This window comes from Serratia sp. TSA_7 (genome assembly GCF_052692135.1).
Genome location: NZ_JBQZFU010000002.1, coordinates 122287 through 148737 on the forward strand (window position 1 = coordinate 122287; position 26451 = coordinate 148737).

Annotated in this window: 24 protein-coding genes and 1 tRNA gene; 17 read left to right on the forward strand and 8 right to left on the reverse strand. The window is 55.2% G+C overall.

What is annotated here, in order from left to right; genetic code table 11:
* Positions 1-4 precede the first annotated feature (4 nt).
* On the forward strand, positions 5-925 hold the full coding sequence (locus ACUTQW_RS09490) for a LysR family transcriptional regulator (protein ID WP_006327662.1): 921 nt from the start codon (positions 5-7) through the stop codon (positions 923-925).
* A gap of 336 nt (positions 926-1261) precedes the next feature.
* On the forward strand, positions 1262-2401 hold the full coding sequence (gene lldD, locus ACUTQW_RS09495; protein WP_006327664.1) for an FMN-dependent L-lactate dehydrogenase LldD: 1140 nt from the start codon (positions 1262-1264) through the stop codon (positions 2399-2401).
* 44 nt (positions 2402-2445) lie between these two features.
* On the opposite strand, the gene ACUTQW_RS09500 is transcribed toward lldD, so the two are convergent.
* Positions 2446-3348 (reverse strand): LysR family transcriptional regulator, encoded by a 903-nt coding sequence (locus ACUTQW_RS09500; protein WP_006327665.1) that lies wholly within the window; start codon positions 3346-3348, stop codon positions 2446-2448.
* Positions 3349-3488: 140 nt separating this feature from the next.
* On the opposite strand from ACUTQW_RS09500, the gene ACUTQW_RS09505 reads away from it, so the two are divergent.
* From ACUTQW_RS09505 to ACUTQW_RS09525, 5 genes are read left to right on the forward strand one after another with little or no spacing between them, the layout of a single operon-like run.
* Positions 3489-5027 carry an MFS transporter gene (locus ACUTQW_RS09505; protein ID WP_006327667.1) on the forward strand — a complete coding sequence of 513 codons (1539 nt, stop codon included), beginning with the start codon at positions 3489-3491 and terminating at the stop codon, positions 5025-5027.
* A gap of 41 nt (positions 5028-5068) precedes the next feature.
* Positions 5069-6112: an HlyD family secretion protein gene (locus ACUTQW_RS09510; protein WP_064799131.1), complete on the forward strand. Its 1044-nt coding sequence runs from the start codon at positions 5069-5071 to the stop codon at positions 6110-6112.
* Entirely contained in the window at positions 6109-7554 is a 1446-nt protein-coding gene (locus ACUTQW_RS09515) for an efflux transporter outer membrane subunit (protein ID WP_037433570.1), read from the forward strand. The genes ACUTQW_RS09510 and ACUTQW_RS09515 overlap by 4 nt, the downstream gene beginning before the upstream one ends.
* Entirely contained in the window at positions 7535-8308 is a 774-nt protein-coding gene (locus tag ACUTQW_RS09520; RefSeq protein ID WP_006327677.1) for a siderophore-interacting protein, read from the forward strand. Before ACUTQW_RS09515 ends, ACUTQW_RS09520 begins: the two co-directional genes overlap by 20 nt.
* Positions 8309-8329: 21 nt before the next feature.
* Positions 8330-8773 (forward strand): universal stress protein, encoded by a 444-nt coding sequence (locus ACUTQW_RS09525; RefSeq protein ID WP_037433577.1) that lies wholly within the window; start codon positions 8330-8332, stop codon positions 8771-8773.
* Between the two features lie 16 nt (positions 8774-8789).
* Here ACUTQW_RS09525 and ACUTQW_RS09530 read toward each other — a convergent pair whose 3' ends face one another.
* Positions 8790-10334 (reverse strand): BCCT family transporter, encoded by a 1545-nt coding sequence (locus ACUTQW_RS09530; protein ID WP_037431647.1) that lies wholly within the window; start codon positions 10332-10334, stop codon positions 8790-8792.
* Between the two features lie 158 nt (positions 10335-10492).
* On the opposite strand from ACUTQW_RS09530, the gene betI reads away from it, so the two are divergent.
* Positions 10493-11116: a transcriptional regulator BetI gene (gene betI, locus ACUTQW_RS09535; protein ID WP_004952341.1), complete on the forward strand. Its 624-nt coding sequence runs from the start codon at positions 10493-10495 to the stop codon at positions 11114-11116.
* Here betI and ACUTQW_RS09540 read toward each other — a convergent pair.
* Positions 11074-12018 (reverse strand): LysR family transcriptional regulator, encoded by a 945-nt coding sequence (locus ACUTQW_RS09540; protein WP_006327681.1) that lies wholly within the window; start codon positions 12016-12018, stop codon positions 11074-11076. The genes betI and ACUTQW_RS09540 overlap by 43 nt on opposite strands.
* A 148-nt stretch (positions 12019-12166) precedes the next feature.
* Between ACUTQW_RS09540 and ACUTQW_RS09545 the strand changes: the two genes are divergently transcribed.
* Positions 12167-12556 (forward strand): tautomerase family protein, encoded by a 390-nt coding sequence (locus ACUTQW_RS09545; protein ID WP_004952346.1) that lies wholly within the window; start codon positions 12167-12169, stop codon positions 12554-12556.
* 51 nt (positions 12557-12607) lie between these two features.
* On the opposite strand, the gene ACUTQW_RS09550 is transcribed toward ACUTQW_RS09545, so the two are convergent.
* Positions 12608-14368 (reverse strand): ABCB family ABC transporter ATP-binding protein/permease, encoded by a 1761-nt coding sequence (locus ACUTQW_RS09550; protein ID WP_006327682.1) that lies wholly within the window; start codon positions 14366-14368, stop codon positions 12608-12610.
* Between the two features lie 369 nt (positions 14369-14737).
* Between ACUTQW_RS09550 and ACUTQW_RS09555 the strand changes: the two genes are divergently transcribed.
* From ACUTQW_RS09555 to ACUTQW_RS09565, 3 genes are read left to right on the forward strand one after another with little or no spacing between them, the layout of a single operon-like run.
* Positions 14738-15301, forward strand: a complete 564-nt coding sequence (locus ACUTQW_RS09555; protein ID WP_006327688.1) for a sorbitol dehydrogenase family protein — start codon at positions 14738-14740, stop codon at positions 15299-15301.
* A 10-nt stretch (positions 15302-15311) separates the two neighbouring features.
* The gene (locus ACUTQW_RS09560) at positions 15312-16967 is read left to right on the forward strand and encodes a GMC family oxidoreductase (RefSeq protein ID WP_020439697.1); all 1656 of its coding nucleotides are present in this window, start codon (positions 15312-15314) and stop codon (positions 16965-16967) included.
* A complete protein-coding gene (locus tag ACUTQW_RS09565) occupies positions 16964-18352 on the forward strand; it encodes a c-type cytochrome (RefSeq protein ID WP_006327690.1) in 1389 nt (462 codons plus the stop codon). Before ACUTQW_RS09560 ends, ACUTQW_RS09565 begins: the two co-directional genes overlap by 4 nt.
* 49 nt (positions 18353-18401) lie before the next feature.
* Here ACUTQW_RS09565 and actS read toward each other — a convergent pair whose 3' ends face one another.
* Positions 18402-19157, reverse strand: coding sequence for an amidase activator ActS (actS, locus tag ACUTQW_RS09570; protein WP_004952361.1), 756 nt, complete (start codon positions 19155-19157; stop codon positions 18402-18404).
* A gap of 145 nt (positions 19158-19302) precedes the next feature.
* Here actS and ACUTQW_RS09575 point away from each other — a divergent pair, with 145 nt between their 5' ends.
* The 5 genes from ACUTQW_RS09575 to ACUTQW_RS09595 all read left to right on the forward strand — a co-directional run bounded on the left by ACUTQW_RS09575 (position 19303) and on the right by ACUTQW_RS09595 (position 23419).
* Positions 19303-19872, forward strand: coding sequence for an HdeD family acid-resistance protein (locus tag ACUTQW_RS09575; protein ID WP_006327694.1), 570 nt, complete (start codon positions 19303-19305; stop codon positions 19870-19872).
* A 167-nt stretch (positions 19873-20039) separates the two neighbouring features.
* Positions 20040-20966 carry a curved DNA-binding protein gene (gene cbpA / locus ACUTQW_RS09580; protein WP_006327696.1) on the forward strand — a complete coding sequence of 309 codons (927 nt, stop codon included), beginning with the start codon at positions 20040-20042 and terminating at the stop codon, positions 20964-20966.
* Positions 20959-21264 carry a chaperone modulator CbpM gene (gene cbpM, locus ACUTQW_RS09585; protein ID WP_006327698.1) on the forward strand — a complete coding sequence of 102 codons (306 nt, stop codon included), beginning with the start codon at positions 20959-20961 and terminating at the stop codon, positions 21262-21264. Before cbpA ends, cbpM begins: the two co-directional genes overlap by 8 nt.
* A gap of 1226 nt (positions 21265-22490) precedes the next feature.
* A complete protein-coding gene (gene cspE / locus ACUTQW_RS09590) occupies positions 22491-22703 on the forward strand; it encodes a transcription antiterminator/RNA stability regulator CspE (RefSeq protein WP_004952373.1) in 213 nt (70 codons plus the stop codon).
* A 587-nt stretch (positions 22704-23290) separates the two neighbouring features.
* Complete coding sequence (locus ACUTQW_RS09595; RefSeq protein WP_006327704.1) at positions 23291-23419, forward strand: hypothetical protein; 129 nt, start codon at positions 23291-23293, stop codon at positions 23417-23419.
* A 52-nt stretch (positions 23420-23471) separates the two neighbouring features.
* On the opposite strand, the gene ACUTQW_RS09600 is transcribed toward ACUTQW_RS09595, so the two are convergent.
* From ACUTQW_RS09600 to prfB, 3 genes are all read right to left on the reverse strand, one after another.
* Positions 23472-23545 (reverse strand) — tRNA-Gly (locus ACUTQW_RS09600).
* Positions 23546-23715: 170 nt separating this feature from the next.
* Entirely contained in the window at positions 23716-25233 is a 1518-nt protein-coding gene (gene lysS, locus ACUTQW_RS09605; RefSeq protein ID WP_004952400.1) for a lysine--tRNA ligase, read from the reverse strand.
* 9 nt (positions 25234-25242) lie between these two features.
* A protein-coding gene (gene prfB / locus ACUTQW_RS09610; protein ID WP_100220763.1) for a peptide chain release factor 2 occupies positions 25243-26341 on the reverse strand; the annotation gives its coding sequence in 2 pieces (ribosomal slippage) (positions 25243-26265 and positions 26267-26341; 1098 coding nt in all).
* Positions 26342-26451 lie beyond the last annotated feature (110 nt).

Consider the following 26451-nt stretch of genomic DNA (forward strand, 5'->3'; position numbering starts at 1 on the left):
GCCAATGCTAGCCACACACGAATACGCCAATGACCTGATTCTGTTTGCCCTGATTGTTGACTGCGGCTCATTCAGCAAAGCCGCCGAAACCGCCGGCGTGACCAGCTCAGTGGTCAGCAAACGCATCGGTCGTTTGGAAAAGTCCCTCGGCGCGCGCTTGCTGTACCGCACGACCCGAAGTCTGACGCTCACGGAAAGCGGCCTGGCGCTCTACCAGCAGGCCAAAGACATCGGCACGAAAGTTCAGGATGCGCTATACGCCGTCAGTGAAAAAAGTGAAGAACTGACCGGCACTGTCCGTATGTCGGTGCCAACCATTTCCGGGGAACTGTTGCTCAGCGAAAGCGTGGCGGAGTTCTGCGCGCAACATCCAAACCTGAAGGTAGAAATGCGGCTGGAAAACCGCTTTGTCGATTTGGTCGAGGAAGGCGTAGATCTGGCGATCCGCACCGGTACCCTGCCCGACTCCAGCCTTATCGCACGCCCAATTCTGGACTCCCGCTGGGTGATCGTCTGCTCGCCAGGCTATCTTGAGCGCCATCCTCAGCCCCAGTCGGCCGCTGATCTGCTCGAGCATAATTGCCTGACGTATACCTATCAGGAAAGCGGTACCGATAACTGGCTAATGAAGCAACCGGGCGGCAACGACATTTACGAACTGCAGGTCAACGGCAACCTGTCCGCCAATAACGCCCGCGCGATCCGCAAAGCGGTCATCGGCGGCTATGGCATTGCCATGGTGCCGCGCTGCATGGTGTACGAGGATTTGCAGGACGGTAAACTGGTGGAAATTTTAGCCGGCCATTGCGCAAAAGTATTAGGCGTTTACGCCGTCTATCCCTACACCCGCAATTTGCCGTTAAAAACCCGCCTGCTGATCGAACATATCATTACGTCCTACCAAAATATCAGCCACTTTTTTTGAATCGGCTCACATTATCGCCATTTAACTTTCACCGTCGGCAACAGGGATTAGATCACTTTCAGACATAAACTGTGGCAAATTCACGCCTAATGAATGCCACTACGCATTCCAAAAAAATACAACCATCTGATTTAAAACATATTTAATTAGAGATTTCATTACCCCAGCCCCATTATTTCTTACCCTTGCCAGGCCTGCCCAAAAAACCGGCATAGAATCCCGCCACCTATTGGGCTTAGAATAAACACAGCATAATTATTAACACTTTCGCTACATTTTAGGCCGAGATTACCCCGCACGCCGTAATCGGCGGCCTCCATCGCAGAGAGTAAAAACATGATTATTTCCGCGTCAACCGATTACCGGGCCGCTGCACAGGCCAAGCTTCCCCCTTTTCTGTTCCACTATATTGACGGCGGGGCTTACGCCGAACATACGCTACGGCGTAATACCGAGGATCTGGCTAACGTCGCCCTGCGCCAGCGCGTGCTGCGCAATATGTCGGATCTTAGTCTGGAAACCAGCCTGTTCGGCGAAAAACTGGCGATGCCGGTGATACTGGGGCCCGTCGGGTTAACCGGCATGTACGCCCGTCGCGGTGAAGTACAGGCCGCCCAAGCTGCGGCGCAGAAAGGCATTCCCTTCACCCTCTCCACCGTGTCGGTCTGCCCGATCGAAGAAGTGGCGCCGGCTATCGATCGGCCGATGTGGTTCCAGCTGTATGTCCTGAAGGACCGTGGCTTTATGCGTAACGCGCTGGAGCGGGCCAAAGCCGCCGGAGTGAAAACGCTGGTGTTCACCGTCGATATGCCGGTGCCAGGCGCGCGCTACCGTGACGCCCATTCCGGTATGAGCGGCCCTAACGCCGCCCTGCGCCGCATGCTACAGGCATTTACTCATCCGCAATGGGCCTGGGACGTCGGCCTGCGCGGCAAGCCGCACGATCTGGGCAACGTATCGGCCTATCGCGGCCAACCCACCAGCCTGGAGGATTACATTGGCTGGTTGGGGACGAACTTCGATCCTTCCATCTCCTGGAAGGATTTGGAATGGATCCGCGAATTCTGGGAGGGACCGATGATCATCAAAGGCATTCTCGATCCGGAAGACGCCAAAGATGCGGTGCGTTTCGGCGCCGATGGCATTATCGTTTCCAACCACGGCGGCCGCCAGTTGGACGGCGTGCTGTCGACCGCCCGCGCGCTGCCGGCGATCGCCGATGCGGTAAAAGGGGAGATTACCCTGCTGGCCGATTCCGGGATCCGCAGCGGTCTGGATGTAGTGCGCATGATCGCGCTGGGCGCCGACAGCGTGCTGCTGGGGCGCGCCTTCGTCTATGCACTGGCCGCCGCCGGCGGTGCCGGCGTCAGTAATCTGCTGGAACTGATCGACAAGGAAATGCGCGTCGCCATGACGCTCACCGGCGCGAAAACCATTGCGGAGATCGGCGCCGGATCGCTGGTGGGCGGGCACTGAATCACGGCGGTTGCATGCGAGATGAACTCAAACGCAGCGCCGGATTATTCCCGCCGTAAAAAGAAATCCTTGATGGTTTGCCGCAGCCATTGATGTGCAGGATCACGGTCCAAACGCGGATGCCAGGCCTGAACGATGAATACCGATTCCAGCGCCAGAGGCAGTTCAATCTCTACCAACGGCAGACTGACGCTGCTCACCCCTTGCAACACATGGCGCGGCAGCGGTAGGATAAAATCTGACTTCATGGTCAGCATCATCGCCGAATGAAAGCCGGGCAAGGTCAGGGTAACATTGCGCTGCAGACCAAGATCCCGCAGTGCATCATCGATCGGCCCCTGTGTCCTCCCGCGTCGTGAAACGCTAATGTGAGGATAATGCGTCAGGGTTTCGGGCGTGACCTGATCAATGATCGGATGCCCCCGGCGCACTAGCGCCTGGAAGGTGCTGGCGAACAGACTCTGAGTCTTGATTTCCGGGTGCCAGTTGCGCGAAGAACCAATCACCAGATCCACTTTCCCCATACGCAGCGCATCATCATCAGTATCGCTTTCGGCAATAAACTTCAGGCTGCTCAAGGGCGCCATTTCTCGCAGCGTCTCCAACAACCCGCCCGCCAACGCGCCAATAAAAATGTCATTGGCGCGAATGGTAAAAGTCCTTTCCAACCCTTGCGGATCGAATGATTCAGTTGGCGCAATCAACGCCGTGGCCTGCTCGATGATGTCGCTGAGCTGCCGTTTCAGCGCCAGTGCGCGCGGCGTTGGCACCAGATTTTTACCGGCTCTGACCATAATGGGGTCGTCAAACTGACGCCGAATCCGCCCTAAAATGCGGCTCATCGCCGGTGCGCTCAGGTTCATCTTTTCTGCGGCCCCTCCTACGCTCCCCTCTTCAAGCAGCAGATTCAGCGCATAGATCAGGTTGAAATCAATTTTTTGCGGCATCGCTTTTCCTTTTGCAGCCATATTCTGGATTGTGTTTAATGCAACTATTTAATTACATGATTTCATTTTAAACAATCTAAAGAAATCTGGATACTGCCCCCGAACAACAAAAATTGATGATGAAACAGCAGGAGTAAGGAATGGTTGATGCGTCTGTTACGCCGCACCATAAGAACAAATGGCTCACCAGCGCGGGCGAAATTAACGGCCGCACCTGGTTGGGATTATTCGGCGTTTTTTTAGCGGTCATGGCCAGCGGAGTGGGCGAGAATGCCAGCAAATTCGCCCTAGCGGACATTCAAGGTGGCATGCTGCTGAGCCTGGATGCCGGTAGTTGGCTGACCACCTGCTATGTCACCGGCTTTGTGATCGGGTCTGGGTTTACTCCATGCTTCTGGCCGACTTTTTCACTGCGCCGGGTGGCGCTGGTGATGTCCGCCATTTACCTGACCGGCGGGCTGATCACCCCATGGTTGGCAAGCCATTATCCGGCTCTGTTGGCAGTGCGAAGCCTCCAGGGTTTTGCCGGCGGTGCCATGCCGCCAATGCTGATGACCGTGGTACTGCGCTTTATGCCGCCGCTGATCAAAGTGCTGGGATTAGGTGCCTACGGTTGGGTTTCCGCCTGGAGCGCCACCCTCGGTGCCACAGCCGCCGCCTTTGCCTTTCACTGGGGATGGAGTGGATATTTCTACTGGAATCTGCCGCTAATGGCGATCGCCGCCGTTTGCATAGGCTTTGGCCTGCCGCAAGATCCGCTGCGGCTGGAACGCTTGCGGCAGTTCAACTGGCGCGGTTTGCTGCTCGGCGGTACTGCACTAGGCATGCTGAGCACCGGCATTTCTCAGGGGGAGCGGCTCGACTGGCTCAATTCACCGCTGATATACGTTTTATTATTGGGCGGTATCGGGTTGTTAATTATCTTTTTGATCAACGAATGGTTCCATCCGCTACCTTTTTTCAATCTTCAGTTATTAAAGAAAAGAAACCTGTCTTTTTCATTAATAACACTGGGTGGAGTTCTGATTATTATGGTGTCACTGGTAAATATTACTTCGGGTTATTTATCTGTGATTCAAGGGTATCGACAGGAACAAACTTCAGACATGATGCTGTGGGTGGCGTTACCCCAATTAATTACGCTGCCGATTATCGCCGTTATTTGCAATACGCCACGGGTTGATTGCCGCTGGGTACTGGCCATCAGTCTGCTGTTGATGGCCACCGCCTGCCTGCTGGCCTCTCAACTAACGCCAGAATGGAACGGCGACAGCTTTCACACCATTGCACTGCTGCAGGCAATTGCCCAACCGATGGCGATTATACCGCTGTTGATGCAAGCAACCGGCGGGCTGTTACCGACCGACGGCCCTTTTGCGGCGGCATGGTTCAACGCGGTGAAAGGATTCTCGGCCACTGCGGCCAGCGGTGCTATCGCTCTGCTCAGCCGGCAGCGCGGAGATTTTCACGCCGACGTTATCACCGACGGTTTTGGTTCAACATACCATGACGCCTCGGCGGCCGCTGGCGAACAACTGTCGCAGATCGCCACCAGACAAGGTCACGTCTTGGCCAGTGCCGACCTTTATATGTTGGTGGCTGGCCTGGCATTATTGCTGACGGCACTGATTCTTTTTATGCCGACCCGTATTTATCCACCGAGATCGGTTGCCGCTTAGTAATTTATTATCAGGAATGAATAATGAGTGGAGTTAACGTTATGGCTAATAAAAAAGCCACCTTTGCCGTGCTGACAATTATCGTTGTTACGCTAGGTTTATTTATCAGTAAATTTTTTTTCAATGAAACGCAGCAACATACCGACGATGCCTATATTCGTGCCGATATCTCGCGCATATCTCCGCAAATAGCCGGTGAAATCACCCAGGTACTGGTTAAAGACAATCAGTGGGTCAAACGGGGGGAACTGCTGGCCGTCATCGACCAACGCGAATTCAATGTCGCTCTTTCGCAGGCAGCGGCTCAGGAACAATCCGCTCGTGCTCGTCAGGAAGACGCCAGAGCCAACCTGGTTCGACAAAACGCTCTGATCGCCGGCGCCCAGGCGGAGCGGCAGGCTGCGCAGGCTGAACTGGCGTTTGCCCGTCAGGAACAGAACCGCTATCAGAAAATGGCCAACAGCGGTGCGGGGTCCTTGCAGACAGCGCAGCAGGCAACGACGCGCGTTCACACCCTGTCAGCCAACGTAGCTCAGACGGAAGCGGCCCTTAAGGCAGCGAAAAACATGTTGCAAGTGTTGCAGGCCCGGCAGGCGGACAGCGATGCCGAACTGACGCTGGCGCTGGCTAAAAAAACCATGGCTGAACTAAACCTGTCCTACACCCGCATTACCGCGCCGATCGGCGGCATTATCGGCAAAAAAAGTCTGCGGGTCGGAGAATTTGTCAAACCGGGCGACGCCCTGCTGGCCATCGTACCGCAGGACAAGCTGTACATCATCGCCAATTACCAGGAAACCCAATTGGAAAAAGTGGTGCATGGGCAACCAGTAGACATCCGCATCGATACCTTTCCCGGGCAAACGCTGAAAGGCCGAGTGGACAGCATTTCTCCAGCCTCCAGCGCCAGTTTTTCGGCCGTGGCACCGGAAAACGCCACCGGCAATTTCACAAAAATTGTTCAGCGCATACCGGTAAAAATTGTTTTCGATGTCAATAAAGAACACGCCACGCTGCTGAATGCTCTGCGCGTCGGTATGTCTGCGGACGTCCGCATCAATACGCTGGACAGGGGGCTCCAATGAACAGAACCGTCATTCCGCTGCTGTTCATGGCGTTAACTGGCTGCCAAGAGGTTGGCCCGAACTATGCTCCACCGCAAAATGTTCTGCCCGGAGATTGGGAGCTCCACTCCAGCCGCGATCCGTTACCGGTAGCCTGGTGGTCAATATTCAATGATGCACAGTTGTCGCAACTGGTGCAACGTGCGGCGGCAAACAATCTGGATCTGCAATTAGCCACCGCACGCATGCAGCAAAGCCGCACATTGCAGGGGCTCGCTGACGCGGCCCTAACTCCGGATCTGAGCCTGGACGGCAGCTACCAGCGCCAACGCGCTACCTCAGCAGGCAGCATGGATCCGTCAGGGAAAAACGGCGAGGCGGACTTTAATCTTTGGCGCGGCGGATTCAGCACCGCCTGGGAGTTGGACATGTGGGGCAAGCTGCGCCGCTCATCGGAAAGCGCCCGGGCCGGTTTCGCCGCGTCGCAAGAGAACCGGCGAGCGGTACTGACTTCGGTGACGGCAGAGGTAGCGAGTGACTATCTGCGCCTACGCGCCACTCAGAGGCTGCTGGAGATCGCGCAGGAAAACCGCGACACGGCGCTGCGCACGCTGCAGTTAACCCAGAATCGATACCAAAACGGCGCCGGTAACGAGCTGGATATCGACCAGGCACAGGTGCAATTGGACAGGGTGGAAGCCCTGTTACCGGAGCTGGACGACCGGCAAAATCGGCTAATAAATGCCATCAGCCTGCTGCTGGGTGAACGGCCCGGCGCGCTGAAAGCGGCATTAACGCCGCCGGGTCCACTGCCGTTGCTGACTCGCCCCGTGCCGATGGGGATGCCTTCGGAACTCGCACTGCGCAGGCCGGATATCCGTGAAGCGGCAGAGCGTTTGCATCAGGCCACCGCAGAGATCGGCGTGGCCACCGCCGACTATTATCCGCGAATTACGCTGACCGGTAACGCAGGCTATCAGGCTCTGGCCTTATCGGACATGGGCAATTGGTCCACCCGTACCTTCGCCATTGGTCCCGCATTATACCTGCCGATTTTCGACGGAGGGAAAATCACGCAGCGTGTACGTCTGAGCGAATATCGGCAACAGGAAATGGCCATTGCTTATCAGCAAACGGTTCTTCGCGCCTGGCATGAGATAGACGACGCCCTTTCCGGTTATCAATCTCAACAACGGCGCCAAGCGCATCTGGCCGACGCACTGGCCGCTAACCAACACGCTTTCTCGCTGGCTCGCGATAGTTACCTGAACGGTGCCAGCGATTTTATCAACGTCCTGAACACGCAGCGTGCATTGCTGGACCTGCAATCTGCTCAGATCGTTTCCCAACAGGAAACTGCACTCGCCATAGTTAATTTATATCAAGCGCTGGGCGGCGGCTGGGAGAAAACCTATCCGTCAGCAGCGCCTAAGGAGTTCGTTTATGCACAACACGCTGAATAAAATTGTCGACGATATTCTGGAAAAAGATACCCGCCGCAAGCGTGAAGCCAGAGTCAGCGCCGTGAGGCAAATAACCGCGAAAACCAAGCGTATTACCCTGAGCGGGGACGAAGTGGATAAATTTATTGCCGATCCGCGCACGCTTGAGCCGGCTTCTTGGATCAAGGTGTTTTTCCCCTGGCGCGATACCTTGGCAGGCCGTGCTTACACGCTGAGCGGCATCGACAAATTCGCCCGTACCTTCGATATCGATATGGTGCTGCATGGCGAAGGCCCGGCATCAGACTGGGCACGAGATGCGATACCGGGCGATAAGTTAGGGTTTGCCGGCCCTTGTTCCGGCGGTTTTCGGCTGTTGCCGCAAACTCGTTGGCTGCTGTTGCTCGGCGATGAAACCGCCCTGCCCGCCATGCGTACCATCCTCGCCTCGCTGTCAGAGCCTTTACCGGTGTTGTGGTTTGCCGAAGTGAGCGATGCACAGGAAATTCAGACCGTCGATTACCCCTTTCTGCGGGTTAACAGTTGGCAAATACGCACCCGACATTTTGACAGCGTAATGAACAGCCCGTTGGTACAGGCCGTCAGTCACTTCGTTCTGCCCGCCGGTCAGGGCCAAGTGTGGATAGCCTGTGAATGCCAGATCGCTGCTTACCTGAAGGACCGATTTATCAATGAGTTGGATATCCCCAAAACCGCGCTGTTCGCCAAAGGTTATTGGAAAAAAGGGGAATCTAATTTCAAGGGTGCAATTTAAACCGCACGAACGGGAGTCACTATGATTGGTAAAGTGTTATTGGCAGTAGATAACTTTGAACACAGCGGCAACGCCCTGCAATTTATGCAACACATGCAAAGCTGCATTTCCGGCATTATAGTGCTGACGGTGGTGGATAACGCCTTCACACTCAGCCACAGTGGGCTGCGCTTCGACAGCGATGAAAGCGACGAATATCCGGCCGCTCAGCACGAAGAGGCACTGGCGCAAAAACAGTTGGGGCAAGTGATCCGGGCGCTGAACCAAATGGGATTCAGCGCCCAAGGCCTGCTGGCCAGCGGCGCGCCCATCGACGTGATCCCTGAGCAGATGGTGCTGTTCAACTGTGACCTGTTGATCATCTCGCATCGCCATCTGTCTTCACTGGGGCGCTGGCTGAATGCCTCCGTTACCCGTGGCCTGCTGGACGAGATCGGCCATCCGGTGCTGGTGATCCCGCGCTGATGCCTGCACTCCCGCCTCAAGACGTCACCGGCTTCATGGCGTAGTGATGCAGATCCTTATGCAGACTGACCATATACAGCACGATCACCGCCGAGAACGGCAGGCCGCACAGCACTACGGCGGTCTGCATCGCACTGAAGCTGCCTGCATACAACAGGCCAATGCACACCACGGTGGTCACCGCGGCCCAGAAAATGCGCAGCCAGGCCGGCGCATCATCCTGCGCCGAGCCGCCCTGGCAAGACAGGTTGGCGATCATCAGCGTGCCGGAATCGACCGGCGTCAGGAAAAGCACAAAGCTGATCAACACGGTGAAACCGGCGGTGAGTTGGGTATAGGGCAGGTATTCGAACAGCTTGAACACCGCCATCGGCGGATCGCTCACCGCCACCTGGCCGAGGATCGCCTGCCCGCTTTCCAGCACCAGGCTGATGGCGGTGTTACCGAAGATCGACAACCACGCCAGGGTAAAGCCCAGCGGGATCAGCAACACGCCGAAGATCAATTCACGGATAGTGCGCCCTTTGGAGATGCGCGCGATAAACAGGCCGACAAACGGCGCCCACGCCACCCACCAGGCCCAGTAGAACAGCGTCCAGGCGCCCTGCCACTGGCGCGCCTTGCCGTACAGATACATGTCAAAGCTTCTGCTGACAATCGAGGTCAGATAGTCCCCCACGTTCTGCAACATGCCGTTGACCAGGTTTAGCGTCGGGCCGGCCAGAAACACGAACAGCAGCAGCAGGCACAAAAAACCGACATTGATATTGGACAGTATCGCGATGCCTTTCTCGACGCCGGTTACCGCCGCCAGCGTGGCTACCACCATCATCACCACGATCAGTATCAACAGCACGCCGTTGCTTTGCGGAATATCGAACAGGTAAAACAGCCCGGAGTTAACCAGCAAGGCACCGATCCCCAGATTGGTCACCATCGAGATCACCGTGACCAAAATGCCGAAGCTGTCCACCAGATGACCAACGCCGCCGTGAATGCGCTCGCCGAAAATCGGATACAACGCCGAGCGCAACGCCAGCGGCAAGCCGCGGCAATAGGCGAAATACGCCAGCGCGGTGGCGATCAGCGCATACAGCGCCCAGCCATGCAGCCCCCAGTGCAGAAAAGTGAGCGCCATCGCCTGACGCGCAGCCTGCACGCTGCCGCCGCTGCCTTCCGGCGGCGACAGGAAGTGATCCAGCGGCTCGTAAGCACCGTAATAAACCAGCGCAATGCCGATGCCCGACGAGAACAGCATCGCCACCCAAGAGGGATAACTGAACTGCGGTTGCTCGTCGTCCGGCCCTAGGCGGATCTGGCCGAAACGCGATAACGCCAGCCAAAAAACAAACGCCATACAGGCAACCATCAATAACATGTAGTACCAGCCGAACACATCGGCTACCCAGCTCTGAGCCAGGTTAAGCCACTGCTTGCTGCCGGCCGGGAACAGCACAATCAAAACGCCAAGCAGCAGGATCACCGCCGCCGAGCTGAAAAATACCGGTGCATTTAACCTAATCGGTTGTTCACCGTGCGATGGGAGACTATTCACTGTCATTGGCAGGATTCCATGATGCAAAAGACAGACGATTTAAACGCAACCTTTAGTTAACATTTAATCGCCATTTATTTGACATTTTTGCAGCATATAGAGTATTGATTGACCGTTCAATCAATCAAATTAAAACTGTGATTTGCCTATCAGTCGGGGAAAAAATGTACCGTAAAGACATTCCGGAGCAGCGTAAGGAGCAGTTGATTAATGCCGCCTTCGCGGCCATTAACGTCGTCGGCCTGGCCGGCATCACCCTGTCGCAGGTGGCAAAAGAAGCGGGGCTGTCTACCGGCATCGTCAGCCACTACTTTGGCGATAAAGAGGGATTGCTGAGCGCCACCATGCGCAAGATCTTGCGCGATCTGCGCGACGCGGTCGCCGAATGCCGCAGCCAGGCGGCCGCCGACAGCCAATCGCAGCTATTTGCCATTATTCAGGGTAACTTCCATCCCAGCCAAACCAATGCGATCTCGATGCGTGCCTGGCTTGATTTCTGGGCCGCCAGCATGCACCAGCCGCCGCTGCGTCGCCTGCAGCGCGCCAACGATCGTCGGCTTTATTCCAATATCTGCAGCCAGTTCCGCCGTGAACTGCCGCAACAACAGGCGCGCGATGCCGCGCGCGGGTTGGCGGCGATGATCGATGGGTTGTGGCTGCGTGGCAGCCTGTCCGGCGGCGAAGCGAATCTCAGCCAGGACTGTCGCATTGCCTGCGACTATGTAGTGCGTATCCTGAACGAGGGTCAACCGGCGGCAAACCCTTCGGCAAAAGCGCCGCGCAAGTAGCTGCTGAACTCCGTTACCGCACGCGACACCTGCGGTGCATAGGGCCGCACTACGTGAAGACTGTCGGCAAAGGCGCCAATCGGGCGCCAGGCCGGCAGTACCTCAATCAACCGCCCGTCCGCCAGCGCCTGTTGCGCGCTGAAATCCGGTAGCAGAGCAATGCCCAGCCCTTCCGCCGCCGCATCGCGTATCGACTCGCTGTTGTTGGTGGCAAACGGGCCGCTGACCGGCACGCGGACCTGGTCCACTTTCCCCTCAGTCGAGTGCCTGGCGACGAAGCTCCAGCCCGGCTGCTCGCTCCCCCGCGGATAGTAAAGGCACTGATGCCGTTGCAGTTCGGCGGGAGATGACGGCATGCCGTGCCGTTTAATATAGTCCGCCGACGCCACCGCCAGCGTTTCCGTCGGGCACAGCCGCCAGGCGACGTGCGTATCCGGCAGGCTATCGCTATGGCGGATCGCCAGATCGAAACCTTCGGTGGTCAACGATACCAGACGGTCCGACACCTCAAGCTGCACCCGTACCTCCGGGTTGGCGCGCAAAAAGCCGGTAATGCGCGGCACCAACTGCTGGCGGGCAAACGCCACCGGCGCCGTCACCCGGATCGAACCGCGCAGCGGCCCGCTGGAATCGCAAATGCCGGAGAAACTCTGCTTAATCTGCGCGAAAGGCTGACGCAGTTCCTCAACCAGCCTCAACCCGGCATCGGTCAGCCGAACGCTGCGGGTAGTTCGCTGCACCAGCGGCACCCCGGCCAGCATTTCGATCTCTTTTATTTTCTGACTCATGGCCGCTTTACTGACGTCCAGCCGCTCCGCCGCACGGGTGAAACTGCCCTGTTCGGCCAGTACGGTAAGCCAGTGCAAATGGGTCCACAGGGTTTCTATTTTTGGATTTTTCATCGCCAACTGTTCATTTATATAAACAATGAGTTCAAGTATAGCGCTTCTTCCCCCGCTGCGGCTTGGCTAAGATGGGTTATCGGAAGCGATGCAAAAACGCTGCCCTACGCATCTAAAATTTCATTAAATCACTGACAGGATTATACAAATGCCATTACTTATCTTCGAAGTCATTGAGGGCCGCAGCGAAGCCGAACTGAAAACCCTGCTCGATGCCGCCCACCGTGCCGTGCTCAGTGCCTTTGAGGTGCCGCAGCGCGATCGCTATCAGATTGTTCATGAAAACAAGGCTCACCATATGGTGATCGAAGATACCGGCCTTAACCTGACGCGCACCCGCGATCTGGTGGTGGTGCGAGTGATCACCAGCCCGCGCGCCGAAGAGCAGAAACAGCGGTTTTACGCCGATCTCAGCCGCGAGCTGAAAGAAAGCTGTGGAATTGAAAGCAGTGACCTGATGGTGTCTATCACTACCAACAGCAAGGGCGATTGGAGTTTTGGCAACGGCGTGGCGCAGTATCTGACCGGTGAATTGTGATGCCTGCGGCTAACGTCCCGCTCGTTAGTGCCCGGACGTTAGCCAGCAAGATTATGACTCCTCGCTGTACTGGTTTTGCCACATCGCGGCGTAACGGCCATCGCGTTGCAACAGTTCCTCATGGCGCCCACGCTCGACGATTTCTCCCGCCTCCAGCACGATGATTTCGTCGGCGTCCACCACCGTCGACAAACGGTGGGCAATCACCAGCGTGGTATGGTCGCGGCTCACCTCGCGCAGATGCGCCTGGATCTCGCGTTCGGTTTGGGTATCCAATGCGCTGGTGGCTTCGTCGAACACCAGGATCGCCGGGTTTTTCAGGATGGTACGGGCGATCGCCACCCGCTGCTTCTCCCCCCCGGACAGCTTGAGCCCACGCTCGCCCACCCGAGTTTCATAGCCGTCAGGCAGGCCGACGATAAACTCGTGGATATGCGCCAGTTTCGCCGCCCGTTCGATCTCCTCGTTGCTGGATCCGGTTTTGCCGTAGCCGATGTTGTAGCGCAGGGTATCGTTAAACAGCACGGTATCTTGCGGCACAATGCCGATCGCCGCGCGCAGGCTAGCCTGTTTCAGATTGCGGATATCCTGGCCGTCAATAAGTACCGCCCCTCCGTTCACGTCATAGAAGCGAAACAGCAGCCGGGACAACGTAGATTTGCCGGCGCCGGAAGCGCCGACCACCGCTACGGTGTTACCGGCCGGAATGGTGAAACTGACGTCGTTCAAAATCGGCCGACGCGCATCATAGCCAAAGCTGACCGCCTCAAAGCGCACTTCGCCACGCGACAACCGAAGGGCCGCGGCGTCAGGACTATCGACGATTTCCTGCTCTTCCTGCAGCAAATCGAACAGGTTCTCCATATCGATCAGCGCTTGTCTGACTTCGGCATAAATAAAACCGAAGAAATTCAGCGGTTGATACAGCTGAAGCAGATAAGCATTCACCAACACAAAGTCACCGACCGTCATCCGCCCCTGCACAATGCCCTGCGCCGCCATCGCCATCATCACTATCAACCCGATGGAGATAATGGCGGTTTGCCCGAGGTTGATGGCGGTAAAACTGAACTGGTTTTTAATGGCGGCATATTCGTACAGCCGGCGCGACATATTGAAACGCTCGGCCTCGAACTCTTCATTGCCGAAGTACTTTACGGTTTCATAGTTCAACAGGCTGTCGATGGACTTGCTGTTGGCATCGGCATTGGCCTTGTTGAGTTCACGCCGGAAACGGGTGCGCCAGCTGACCGCTATCACGGTAAACAGGATATAACCGCCGACGGTGGCCAGGATCGCCAGCGCGAACCAACCGTTCAGCATATGCCACATGATCACCGCGACCAGGGTGAGTTCGAACAAAATAGGGAAAATCGAGAACAGCAACCGTGAAAGCACCGTCGCCACCGCTTGGGTGCCGCGTTCGATCGACAGCGACAGCCCGCCAGTCTGGCGCTCCAGATGAAAGCGCAGGCTCAGCGCATGCAATTGCCTGAACACCCGCAGCCCCAGCAAGCGGGTGGCATTCTGGCTGAGATGAATGAACATCACGTTGCGCAGTTCTTCAAACAGCGTGGCGCCGACCCGCGCAACGCCGTAGGCGACGATCAGCCCCAGCGGAATGGCCAGCATTTTCGCAGTATCCGCGCTCAGTGCGTCGACCATCTCCTTATACGCCAGCGGCACCAGCGAAGTGCTGACCTTGGCGACCACCATGAAAATACAAGCTATAACCAGATACCACCGCAGTTTGGGGTTATTTTTCGGCCATAGGTAAGGCAGCAGGAAGGTTAATAAACGGGAGCGATCCATAAGGTAATATTTATCTTCTCAGTCAAAGTGGCGACGTCGGCTAGTGATCCATTTTGGCACGTATGACGGCGAAACCCTTATGAAATCCGCTATCGCCGCCTTTTTTGATCGCTGGAGCAAGCCTCCATAGCTCAGCAACTTTGCCGCTTTCCTTCGCCCCCTTTATTCTTAAAGTGCGATCTTTCAGGCTCGCCGTTAAAATTTGTTGTTGAGAAGTTACCGCCAAGTTAATATCCGAAAAAATTATTATAAAATGAATTATTGGCTATCGATCAATAATCAAAAGTATCTTTATTTCATCATCTTGTATTCAGTATCTGCCCTACCTTCGCCTACCCAGGCTTTAACACCCGTTGCGAGAAATTCACCATGAGCACTGCATTACCCAGCGAAAATTTGCTTTCGGACAACAATGGAACCGGTTTCAGAAGAAGGGATGTGTTGTTCGGCATGGCTTCCGTCCTTGTCGCCACCTCCCTGCTTGGCTATCCATTTCTGACCCAGGCTGAGCAGCAAACCGCAGCGGCCAACCCGCTTGTCTTTGCACGTTTCTTCACTCTGTCCCGGACTATTACCGAACATCAGGACATCGACCAGGGCATGTCGGCGCGTATATTCACCGCCTTGAGCGGCAGCATCCCCAATTTCTCTGTTCAGATTAAGCAGCTAAGCGCCTTGCTGCAGCCGGAGCAAAGTGCCAAACAGCTGCAAACGCTGGCAATGCAGGCCGGCCTGCAGGATCTGCTCACCGCCATTATCAGCGCCTGGTACACCGGCACCGTCGGGCATGGCCAGCAAGCTGTGCTGATCGCCTATAAGGATGCGCTGATGTACCGCCCCGCCAGCGATGCGCTGATCGTACCGACCTACTGCGGCAACGGCCCGCTGTGGTGGACCGCCGCTCCGCCGATGACCATGACACCCGTTCGCTGAGATTATCCTGATGAAAAAACCTGAATTTACCGCCAATGGCGACGCATCGGCCGACATCGTGATCGTCGGCTCCGGCATTGTCGGCGGCATCATGGCCGACCAACTGGTCAGCCTCGGCTATTCCGTCCTGGTGTTGGAGGCCGGCCTGCGCATCGATCGCGCCCAAGCGGTGGAAAACTGGCGCAACATGCCGTTCGATAACCGGGCGGGCTCAGATTTCCAGGGGCTGTATCCGCAATCTGAATACGCCACCGCACCGCTCTACTTCCCGGAAAACAACTACGTAGCCCTTAGTGGCCCCAGCGCCGGCAGCTTCAAACAGGGCTATCTGCGCACCGTCGGCGGTACCACCTGGCACTGGGCAGCATCTTGCTGGCGCCATTTACCGAGCGATTTCCAGATGAAAACCCTGTACGGCGTCGGTCGCGACTGGCCAATTTCGTATAACGATCTCGAACCCTACTACTGCCGTGCGGAAGAGGAAATCGGTGTCGCAGGCCCCAACGATCCGGCGCAGCAATCGCCGGTGGAGCGCAGCAAGCCTTATCCGATGGACATGGTGCCCTGGGCCTATGGCGACACCCGCTTCGCCGAAGTGGTCAACCCGCACGGCTACCGATCGGTGCCAATTCCGCAGGGACGCAGCATCCGCCCGTGGAAAGGCCGCCCGACCTGCTGCGGCAACAACAACTGCCAGCCGATTTGCCCCATTGGCGCCATGTATAACGGCATCCATCATGTCGAACGCGCGGAAATGAAAGGCGCAGTGGTGCTGGCAGAGTCGGTGGTCTACAAAATTGATACCGACGACCAGAATCGCGTTACCGCCGTGCACTGGTTGGATAATCAAAAACGCTCGCATAAAGCCAGCGCCAACGCCTTCGCTCTGGCCTGTAACGGTATCGAAACGCCGCGCTTGCTGCTGCTTGCCGCCAATAAACAGAACCCCAACGGCATCGCCAACTCTTCCGATCAGGTTGGGCGAAATATGATGGATCACTCCGGCTTTCACTGCACCTTCCTGGCTAAAGAGCCACTGTGGCTCGGCCGCGGCCCGGCGCAGAGCAGCTGCCTGGTGGGGCCGCGCGACGGCGAGTTCCGTAAGGACTATTCTGCCAACAAGATGATACTTAATAATATCAATCAGATAGTTCCCGCAACGCAAAAAGCGCTGGCGCAGGGCCTGGTAGGTAAAGTGCTGGATGAAGAGATCCGCCGGCGCGCAGCCTATGGCGTTGATTTGTCGATTAGCCTGGAACCGTTACCAGACCCGAACAACCGCCTGACGCTGAGCGCCAACCGCAAGGACGCTCACGGCCTGCCGTGTCCCGATATTCATTACGACGTCGGCGATTACGTGCGCAAGGGTGCCGAAGCCGCACATAAACAGCTGGAGCATATTGGACGCCTGTTCGATGCGGATGAATTCAAAATCACCACCAACCTGAACGCCAATAATCACATCATGGGCGGCACCATTATGGGCAGCGATCCGCATGACTCGGTGGTGGACGGTAACTGCCGCACCCACGACCATGCCAATCTCTGGCTGCCGGGTGGCGGTGCCATTCCTTCAGCCAGCGTAGTCAACAGCACGCTAACCATGGCGGCGTTGGGCATCAAGGCCGCCGACGACATCGCCCAATCGCTGGCGGTAAAATCATGAAGATACAACTTGGATTTGCCCTGTTGCTGGGGCTGAGCGGTGCCGCCCTGGCGAACGACGATGGCGCTGCGTTACTTAAACAGGGTGAGCAGCTTGCCGTAGCTTCGGACTGCCAGGCCTGCCACACCCAACCGGGCGGCGGCAAGCCCTTTGCCGGCGGTTACGGCATCAACTCGCCGATGGGCGTAATTTACTCCACCAATATCACCCCTTCGGCGCATGACGGCATAGGTGGCTACACGGAACAACAGTTCGCTCGTGCACTGCGCGATGGGGTGCGCGCCGACGGCAGCTATCTCTACCCGGCAATGCCCTATACCTCCTACAGCAAATTGAGTGATGCGGACATCCACGCGCTCTACACCTACTTTATGCAAGGGGTGAAGCCGGTAGAGCAGAAAAATACGCCGACCGCACTGCCCTTCCCGTTCAATATGCGCTTCAGTATGGCCGGCTGGAACTTGCTGTTTCTGGATAAGAACCGCTTTCAGCCCAATGCCGAGAAAAGCGAGCAGTGGAACCGTGGCGCCTATCTGGTCAACGGCCCTGGGCATTGCGATACCTGCCATACGCCACGCAACCTGCTGATGGCGGAAAGCGCCGATAAGCCGCTGGCGGGGGGCATGGTGGGAAGTTGGTATGCGCCGAACATTACGTCGGACGCCGTCAGCGGCATCGGCGGCTGGAGCAATGAAGAACTGGTGCAATATCTCAAAACCGGGCGGGTCGCCGGGAAAAATCAGGCCGCTGGCGGCATGGCAGAGGCGGTGGAAAACAGCCTGCAGTACCTGCCTGAACAGGATCTGATGGCCATTGCCGTCTACCTGAAAAGTACCGTACCGATCCGCGATGCTCAGGATAAGCAGGCGGCGGACCGCTTTGGCCAACCGCTGAACATCGAACCGACGCTACGCGGCCTGCATCCGTCCAATGCCAATAATACCGTCAGCGACGGTGCGGCCTTATTCAGCGGCAACTGCGCCAGTTGCCACCAACCGGACGGCAGCGGCAGCAAAAACCAGGCCTATCCTTCGCTGTTCAACAATACCGCCACCGGTTCCGGCAACCCGGCCAACCTGATCTCCGCCATTTTGTTCGGCGTGCAGCGCAAAGCAGGCAGCGAGGACGTGCTGATGCCGAACTTTGGCCCGCAATCCTACGTCAATCCATTAACCGATCGGCAAATCGCCGCCATCAGCAATTATGTGCTGAAAAACTACGGCAACCCGGCGGTGACGGTAAGCGAGGAGGACGTGGCGATGCTGCGCACCGGCGGCCCGGTACCGCTGCTGGCGAAGCTGCAGCCTTATATGGCTCCGGCTATCGGAGTTGCGGTGGTGGTGCTGTTGGCGTTGATCTGGCTATGTGGAAGGAAGCGGAAATAGCCCGCGACAGGGGCCCGCTCCTTGACGGAACGGGCCGTTATCTCCACGCTTAACACGATGGCGAAGCGCCTTGCGGCGGCAGATAGCGCTGCGGATCGAGCGCGGTGGCGCGATAGCGGATCTGGAAATGCAGGAACACGGAGTCGGTGCCGGTACTGCCCATGGTGCCAATCTTTTGCCCTGCCTTCACATCCTGGCCGTTGCGGACCAGCGTGGTGTCGTTATGCGCATAGGCGGTGATGAAGTCTTCGCCGTGCTTAATCATGATCAGGTTGCCGTAGCCGCGCAGTTGATTGCCGACGTACACCACCTTGCCCTTGGCGGAAGCGAAGATCGGCTGGCCGCGCGCACCGGCGATATCGATGCCTTTATTGCCGCCGTCTGCGTTGGAATATTTCTGCACTATCTTGCCGCTGGTCGGCCAGCGCCAGCAGCGTGAAGCCCCAGGCGGCGGCGTCGATTTAGCCAACACCGCGCCGGACGAGGTATTTTTACGCCGGGTTGACGCCGTTTTGGTCGGGGCGCTGCCGCTCAGCCGCAGTTTTTGCCCGACTTCCAGCCCGTAGGGCGGCCGTATCTTGTTGATTCGTGCCAGTTCGCTGACTTCGCTGTCAGTGATCCAGGCGATGTAATACAGCGTATCGCCACGTTTAACGGTATAGGATTTGCCGCTGTAAGTGCCCTTCGGCAGTTTGTCGTAGTCGCGGTTATAGCTGTTTTTGCTCGAACAACCGGCCAACAGCAGGCTCAATGTCAGACACACTGCGGCGCGGCGCCACCACGCAAGTTTGCTTCCTGTGCTCAAATCCTGTCCTCAATCATATTTCCGGGCGCTGATACGCGTCAGGCGTCAATAGTAACATTTGCACAGGGGCAGTCAAAAAGCGCCAAAAGGACTATGCTAAACAAGTAGGGATTACTGAGCGCCATACGACAAATGGAGTACTGTCATGTTAAATTTTGACCATAAAAATCTGCCCCTCCTGAGTGAAGAACGCCTCAAAAAGCAACGCACTGCCCTGCTGATTATTGCCTTCCTGCTCTTGGTGGGCGGTATTCTGTGCCTGATTAACCCCCTGGCATCCGGCACAGCGCTGAGCATTCTGGTCGGCGTCTTACTATTGCTGAGCGGCGCGGCGTTGGTGACGGGCATGATAGCCAATCGGGCACAAAACACCTGGCCGATGATCGGCGGCCTATTACTGGGCGCGGCTTATTTGATTATCGGCTACCTGTTTATTACCAGTCCATTGGCCGGCATGCTGACGCTGGCGATATACCTCGCCATATTATTTGCGCTCGGTGGTATTGTGCGGTTAGTTGCCGGTTATAAGCTGCGTGAAGTCAGCGGCAGTTGGTTGCAGTTCGTCATTGGCTTCTTGGATCTGGTGATTGCCTGGATGCTGTTTAGCGCCGATCCAATGACATCGGTCATACTGGTGACCACCCTTGTAGGTATTGAAATGTTGTTCAGTGCCTTCAGCCTGTTCAGGGTCGCCAGGCAGCTAAAGCGCAATTAAGCGCATACATAAGGAGGGTTTATCGCCCCGCCTTTTTCGCTCATTAGCCACTGGCCGCACAATGATGTCGATGTCCCGGTGGCAAGTGCCCTACCCTGAGTAAGGTTTCATGCAATGCAGGCTCAGCCATTCCCTCAGATGAAAGATTGAAATGAGATGATTACGCTATGGAATTCAAGGACTATTATGCCATTTTAGGGGTTAAGCCATCGGACGATCTCAAGGCTATCAAAACGGCCTATCGTCGTCTGGCGCGAAAATATCACCCCGACGTCAGCACCGAATCGAATGCCGAAGCGCAGTTCAAGGAAGTCGCGGAAGCCTATGAGGTGTTAAAAGACGATGAGCGTCGCGCCGAATACGATCAATTGGTGCAACATCGCAACGACCCTAATTTTGGCCGTCAAACGCAGCACGGTCACGCCAATAACGCCGAAGACTTTTCCGATATTTTTTCCTCGATGTTTGGCGAACATGCGCGTTCGCAACACCGACGCCAAAGCCGTGCCATGCGCGGGCAAGACATCGAGATGGAAGTGGCGGTTTTCCTTGAGGAAACTCTGGCCGAGCAAACCCGGACCATTCGCTATAGCCTGCCGATTTATAACGCTTTCGGCATGGTGGAACAGGAAATCCCCAAAACCCTTAATGTGAAGATCCCCGTCGGCGTGGGCGATGGCGAACGCATTCGCCTGAAAGGCCAGGGTGCGCCGGGCGCTGAGGGCGGCGCCAACGGTGACCTCTATCTGATCATCCGCATTGCGCCGCACCCGCTGTTCGACATCGTCGGCCATAATCTGGAGATCGTCTTGCCGGTATCACCATGGGAAGCTGCTCTGGGTGCCAAGGTGCCGGTTCCGACCCTGAAAGACCCTATTCTACTGACCATTCCAGCCGGTAGTCAGACCGGCCAGCGGCTGCGTATCAAGGGGAAAGGCCTGGTCGGCAAGAAAGAAACCGGGGATTTATATGCGGTGATCAAGGTCGTGATGCCACCGAAGCCGGACGAAAAAAATGCTGCGCTGTGGCAACAACTGGCGGAGGCGCAACCCGCTTTTGACCCACGCAAAGAGTGGAGTAAGCAAAATGGCTAACGTAAAAGTGACTTTAACCATTACCGAATTTTGCCTGCATACCGGTGTTTCAGAGGATGAGTTAACGGAAATCGTCGGGCTGGGGGTGATCGAACCGCGTAACCCGACGGCTGCAGACTGGGTATTTGACGATCATGCGCTGACCATTTTTCACCGCGCTCAACAGTTGCATCGCGAATTGGCGCTGGACTGGCCGGGCATAGCGGTCACCTTGACGCTGCTGGAGGAAATTGAACACTTACGTAAAGAAAACAGCCAATTGCACCAACAACTTGCACGATTCGTCACCAGGCCCTGATACCGTGGGAACAGCCCGTTGCTTCTGCAGCGGGCTACGTCAGGCCCGGATAGCGGTTTCTGCGGCAACATAAATCGCCAGCCTGCCTTCTACGGACAAGATCATATTTTGGTTTTTGGCTTAGCTAATGAAACGCTAATATTACCCAAGCATCGGCCCCGCCATTTCAGAAAAAACTCCGACATAATACCCCCCTCCCAAAAAAGGTAAGCCGATAAAAATAAACGTTCGGCGAGGTTTGAAAGAGATCACGTATAAACACTGTGAATAAAAACATGTTATTAAAAACATGTCATTAAAAACAGTATTGACACCCTTTTAAAAACCCGTAGATTGGTCATCAGCAGCAGCAAAATGGTAGCTAGCTGTTATTACCAAAAGTGTTAATTAAGTTGATTTAAATTTATTTTGCGATAAAGGCCACGAAGTGATTTTTGTATGGGCATCAATGCCGAGGAAAATCCAGTCGCTCGCTTGATGACGCTTTAAGGCCACGTAGTCAGTATCTACAATCGCAGGGTGTGGACCAAAACGCGATGATGTAAGGCCATGATTCAATTGTTTTTTGTTTGCGATTGGTTTTCAAGATAGCCTAGAAAACAGTGCAACAAGATCGCAATGGAAGTGAGGCTACGCATCAAGAGTCTATATCGCGAGGGGAGATGTACTTGTTTAAAATGCCATACCTTGGAATATTCATTCAGGTTGGCGGATAATGTGAACTGGTAAATATAGGGGAGGTTTTAGTTAATATTATCACCCGATATTATCTGTGATAAACGTGTACATTTAAAATTAGTACCTTAGCAGTAAGAAATATTAAGTTCATTAATGTTAAATCTGAAGTCAATAGTACCATAAAAGCCCTGGCTGCAACGGTCAGGGCTTTTATCTTTTATGCGTCAACCACATTGCGGTGAAAAATGCCGGCTCCACGCTCCAAATTCTCGGACAATCATCACACTACGTCAGAGGTGTGACAGCCTACCCACGACATTAATAAAATTAATCCTTGCTTAATAAATCAAACCAAGCCTACTATGACGTCATCGGTTTGGAACACAGACCTTATGAAAGCAGTTTTAGTAAAGCAGTCCTCAGTTCAAGCGTTATCTCTAGATACCCCTTCTTCATGAGCCTCCTCCTAAGTGCCCCATAAGTAAAATTCTGCAAAACAGGCCATGTTCGCCACGATGAGTGGCTCAAAAATGAAAAAGGATGTATCTATGTCTACTAAAATGACTGGTTTAGTAAAATGGTTTAACGCAGATAAAGGCTTCGGTTTTATCACTCCACAAGATGGCAGCAAAGATGTCTTCGTACATTTCTCCGCTATCCAGAGCAGCGATTTTAAAACCTTAGACGAAGGTCAAAAAGTGGAGTTCTCTGTTGAGAGCGGCGCTAAAGGCCCTTCTGCTGTAAACGTTATCGCGCTTTAATCGCCGATAATCTCGCTAAAACTTGCAATCGCGATGAAGGCAACGGCCTGAGCAGTTAAGTATTAGCGATCAAAAACCCGCTTATGGCGGGTTTTTGCATTTCTGTAATGTCGAAAAATGCTTCGAAACCAATAAAATGGAACGCGGAGCTTCACTTTCCCACTGAAAAACGAACCAAAAACCAAAAGTGCAAAGCCGGTCATCGCAGTAAACAACAGACCAATCCCCCACCATAAGTTCACCTGCATTCCTGTCAGATTGATAATGCTTTATGTTCATTCCAATATGCGGCAGAAACCTGTGGGCAAACCGGCAGCGCAGAGGTTGGCAGGCGCAAAAGCGGGTGCCGGCCACGCTGGCACAGGAAGGAAAATGCCATTCCTCTTTAGATTCCAACCAAAAAACGGCAAAAGATAATAACGCAACAAAACCATATTAAATCCCTTGTTTTTGTTGGTATTTCATAAAGCCCCTCTCATATTCCATTGAGATTTTTACCCAAAAATACGCATTAAATTTAATAACATTAAGATTCATCTTAAAATATGCCCGCAGGAATTTAAGGATGTTAATTTCCAGGGAATGTGATGAAAAGAAAGGATGTCAGACCCGATTATCAGGTTGAATATGGCGAAGAATGGAAGCCGGAAAAAACCTCTAAATGGTTTTGGGTCGTGTTGATCGCAATTATCGGTTTTTTGGTCGCCATTTCATAAAGCTGACCAACAGGTAAGCGTGATACCACAAAAGAAAGTTTGAAGAAGGTCTTGGAGCGGGTGAAGGGAATCGAACCCTCGTATGCAGCTTGGGAAGCTGCCGTTCTACCATTGAACTACACCCGCATCGGTGTGCGACTGGCATTATAACCGGTTATCCACGCCGGGCAAGCGGAGATAGCGCGTAACTGCCGATGTTTTAAGCAGTTAGCCGCATCGGCCCCCTGTTTCCTTCCAATAAGCGAAAAAAAACCGGCGCAGTCGCCTGCACCGGTTGATGTTCACACCGCAAAAGATTATTTCTGCGGGCGCATTGCCGGGAACAGAATCACATCGCGGATGGTGTGGCTGTTGGTGAACAGCATAACCATGCGATCGATACCGATACCCAAGCCAGCCGTCGGCGGCAGGCCGTGCTCCAGCGCGGTGACGTAGTCTTCGTCGTAGAACATTGCTTCGTCATCGCCTGCGTCTTTCGCATTCACTTGGTCAGCAAAGCGCTGCGCCTGGTCTTCCGCGTCGTTCAGCTCGGAGAAGCCGTTACCGATTTCACGCCCGCCAATGAAGAACTCGAAACGGTCAGTGATTTCTGGGTTCTCATCATTACGGCGCGCCAGCGGGGACACTTCCGCCGGGTATTCGGTAATGAAGGTCGGCTGAATCAGGTGGCTTTCCGCCACTTCTTCGAAGATCTCGGTGACTACACGGCCCAGACCCCAGCTCTTCTCAATCTTGATACCGATGGATTCAGCGATAGCCACCGCCTTGCCCATGTCAGCCAGATCGGCCAGATCGGTTTCAGGACGGTATTTTTTGATCGCCTCGGTCATGGTCAGTTTTTCAAACGGCTTGCCGAAATCGAACACTTCGTCACCGTACTGCACCTGAGTTTTGCCCAGCACGTCCTGAGTCAGGGTGCGGAACAGCGACTCTGTCAGCTCGATGAGGTCTTTGTAATCCGCGTAAGCCATATAGAGTTCCATCATGGTGAACTCTGGGTTATGACGCGGAGAAACGCCTTCGTTACGGAAGTTACGGTTGATTTCGAACACCCGCTCGAAGCCCCCAACCACCAGACGCTTCAGGTACAGCTCCGGGGCAATACGCAGGTACATATCGATGTCCAGCGCATTGTGGTGAGTCACGAATGGACGCGCAGAAGCGCCGCCAGGGATCACCTGCATCATTGGGGTTTCGACTTCCATGAAGCCGCGTTCCACCATGAAGTTACGGATCCCCGCCATCACCTGAGAGCGCACCTTGAAGGTGTTGCGCGACTCATCGTTGGCGATCAGGTCCAGATAACGCTGGCGGTAGCGGGTTTCCTGGTCGGCCAGGCCGTGGAACTTGTCCGGCAACGGGCGCAGAGCCTTGGTCAGCAGACGCAGTTCGGTACAGTGGATAGACAGCTCGCCGGTCTTGGTTTTGAACAGCTTGCCGCGAGCGCCAAGGATATCGCCCAGATCCCACTTCTTGAACTGCTCGTTATAAACGCCTTCCGCCAGATCGTCGCGCGCGACGTAAAGCTGGATACGGCCGCCGACGTCCTGCAACGTCACGAATGACGCTTTACCCATGATACGACGGGTCATCATGCGGCCTGCAACGGTAACTTCTACGCCCAGCGCTTCCAGCTCTTCGTTATCTTTATCGCCGTATGCAGCGTGCAGCTTGTCGGACGTGGTGTCGCGACGGAAATCATTCGGGAACGCAATGCCGTTCTCGCGCAGCCCGGCCAGTTTCTCACGGCGTGACTGCAACTCGTTATTGAGTTCCAACGCCTGATCGGCGCCCTGTGGTTGTTGCTCAGACATTTCTGTTCCTCATAACCCGGCTTTCAAACTTGCCTCAATGAATTTATCCAGGTCGCCATCTAATACGGCCTGCGTGTTACGCGTTTCAACGTTGGTGCGCAAATCCTTGATGCGGGAATCATCCAGCACGTAAGAACGGATTTGACTGCCCCAGCCGATGTCGGACTTGTTGTCTTCCATCTGCTGTTTATCAGCATTTTTCTTTTGCATCTCAAACTCGTACAGCTTGGCTCGCAGCTGTTTAAACGCTTGATCCTTGTTCTTATGCTGAGAACGGTCGTTCTGGCACTGCACCACGATGTTGGTCGGCAAGTGGGTAATACGTACCGCCGACTCGGTTTTGTTTACGTGCTGACCACCCGCACCGGAGGCGCGGTAAACGTCAATACGCAGGTCTGCCGGGTTGATGTCGATATCGATATCGTCGTCCACTTCCGGATAGATAAACACCGAGCTGAACGAGGTATGACGGCGGCCGCCGGAGTCGAACGGGCTCTTGCGCACCAGACGATGCACGCCGGTTTCAGTGCGTAACCAGCCGAACGCGTAGTCGCCGATAATCTTGATGGTGGCGGATTTCAGCCCCGCGACGTCGCCGTCGGATTCTTCAATCACTTCCGTTTTGAAGCCCTTGGATTCCGCCCAGCGCAGGTACATGCGCAGCAGCATGCTCGCCCAGTCCTGTGCTTCGGTGCCGCCGGAGCCGGCCTGGATGTCCAGGTAGCAATCCGCGCTGTCATATTCACCGGAGAACATACGGCGGAACTCTAATTGTTCCAGCTTGGCAGACAGTTGATCGAGTTCGGCTACGGCTTCGGTAAAGGTTTCTTCATCGTCGGCTTCAACCGCCAGTTCCAGCAGGCCGGTGACGTCTTCGCCGCCCTGTTCCAGTTGATCGATGGTTTCCACGATGGCTTCAAGCGCCGCGCGCTCTTTACCCAGCGCCTGTGCGCGCTCGGGGTCGTTCCAAACATCAGGCTGTTCCAGCTCGGCGTTGACTTCTTCTAGGCGTTCTTTCTTGGCATCATAGTCAAAGATACCCCCTAAGAACGGCAGTCCGCTCGGACAGGTCCTGAATTCGGTTTTTTACCGGATTAATTTCAAACATGGTTTTTAGCGTTCTTTTACGTTGATGTCGTCGATGGCGAAATGCCATTAGAACCGGTAATTCTATCGGATCCGGGCGTCAGTTTATAGCGAGTTGGTCAGTTTTTGTGG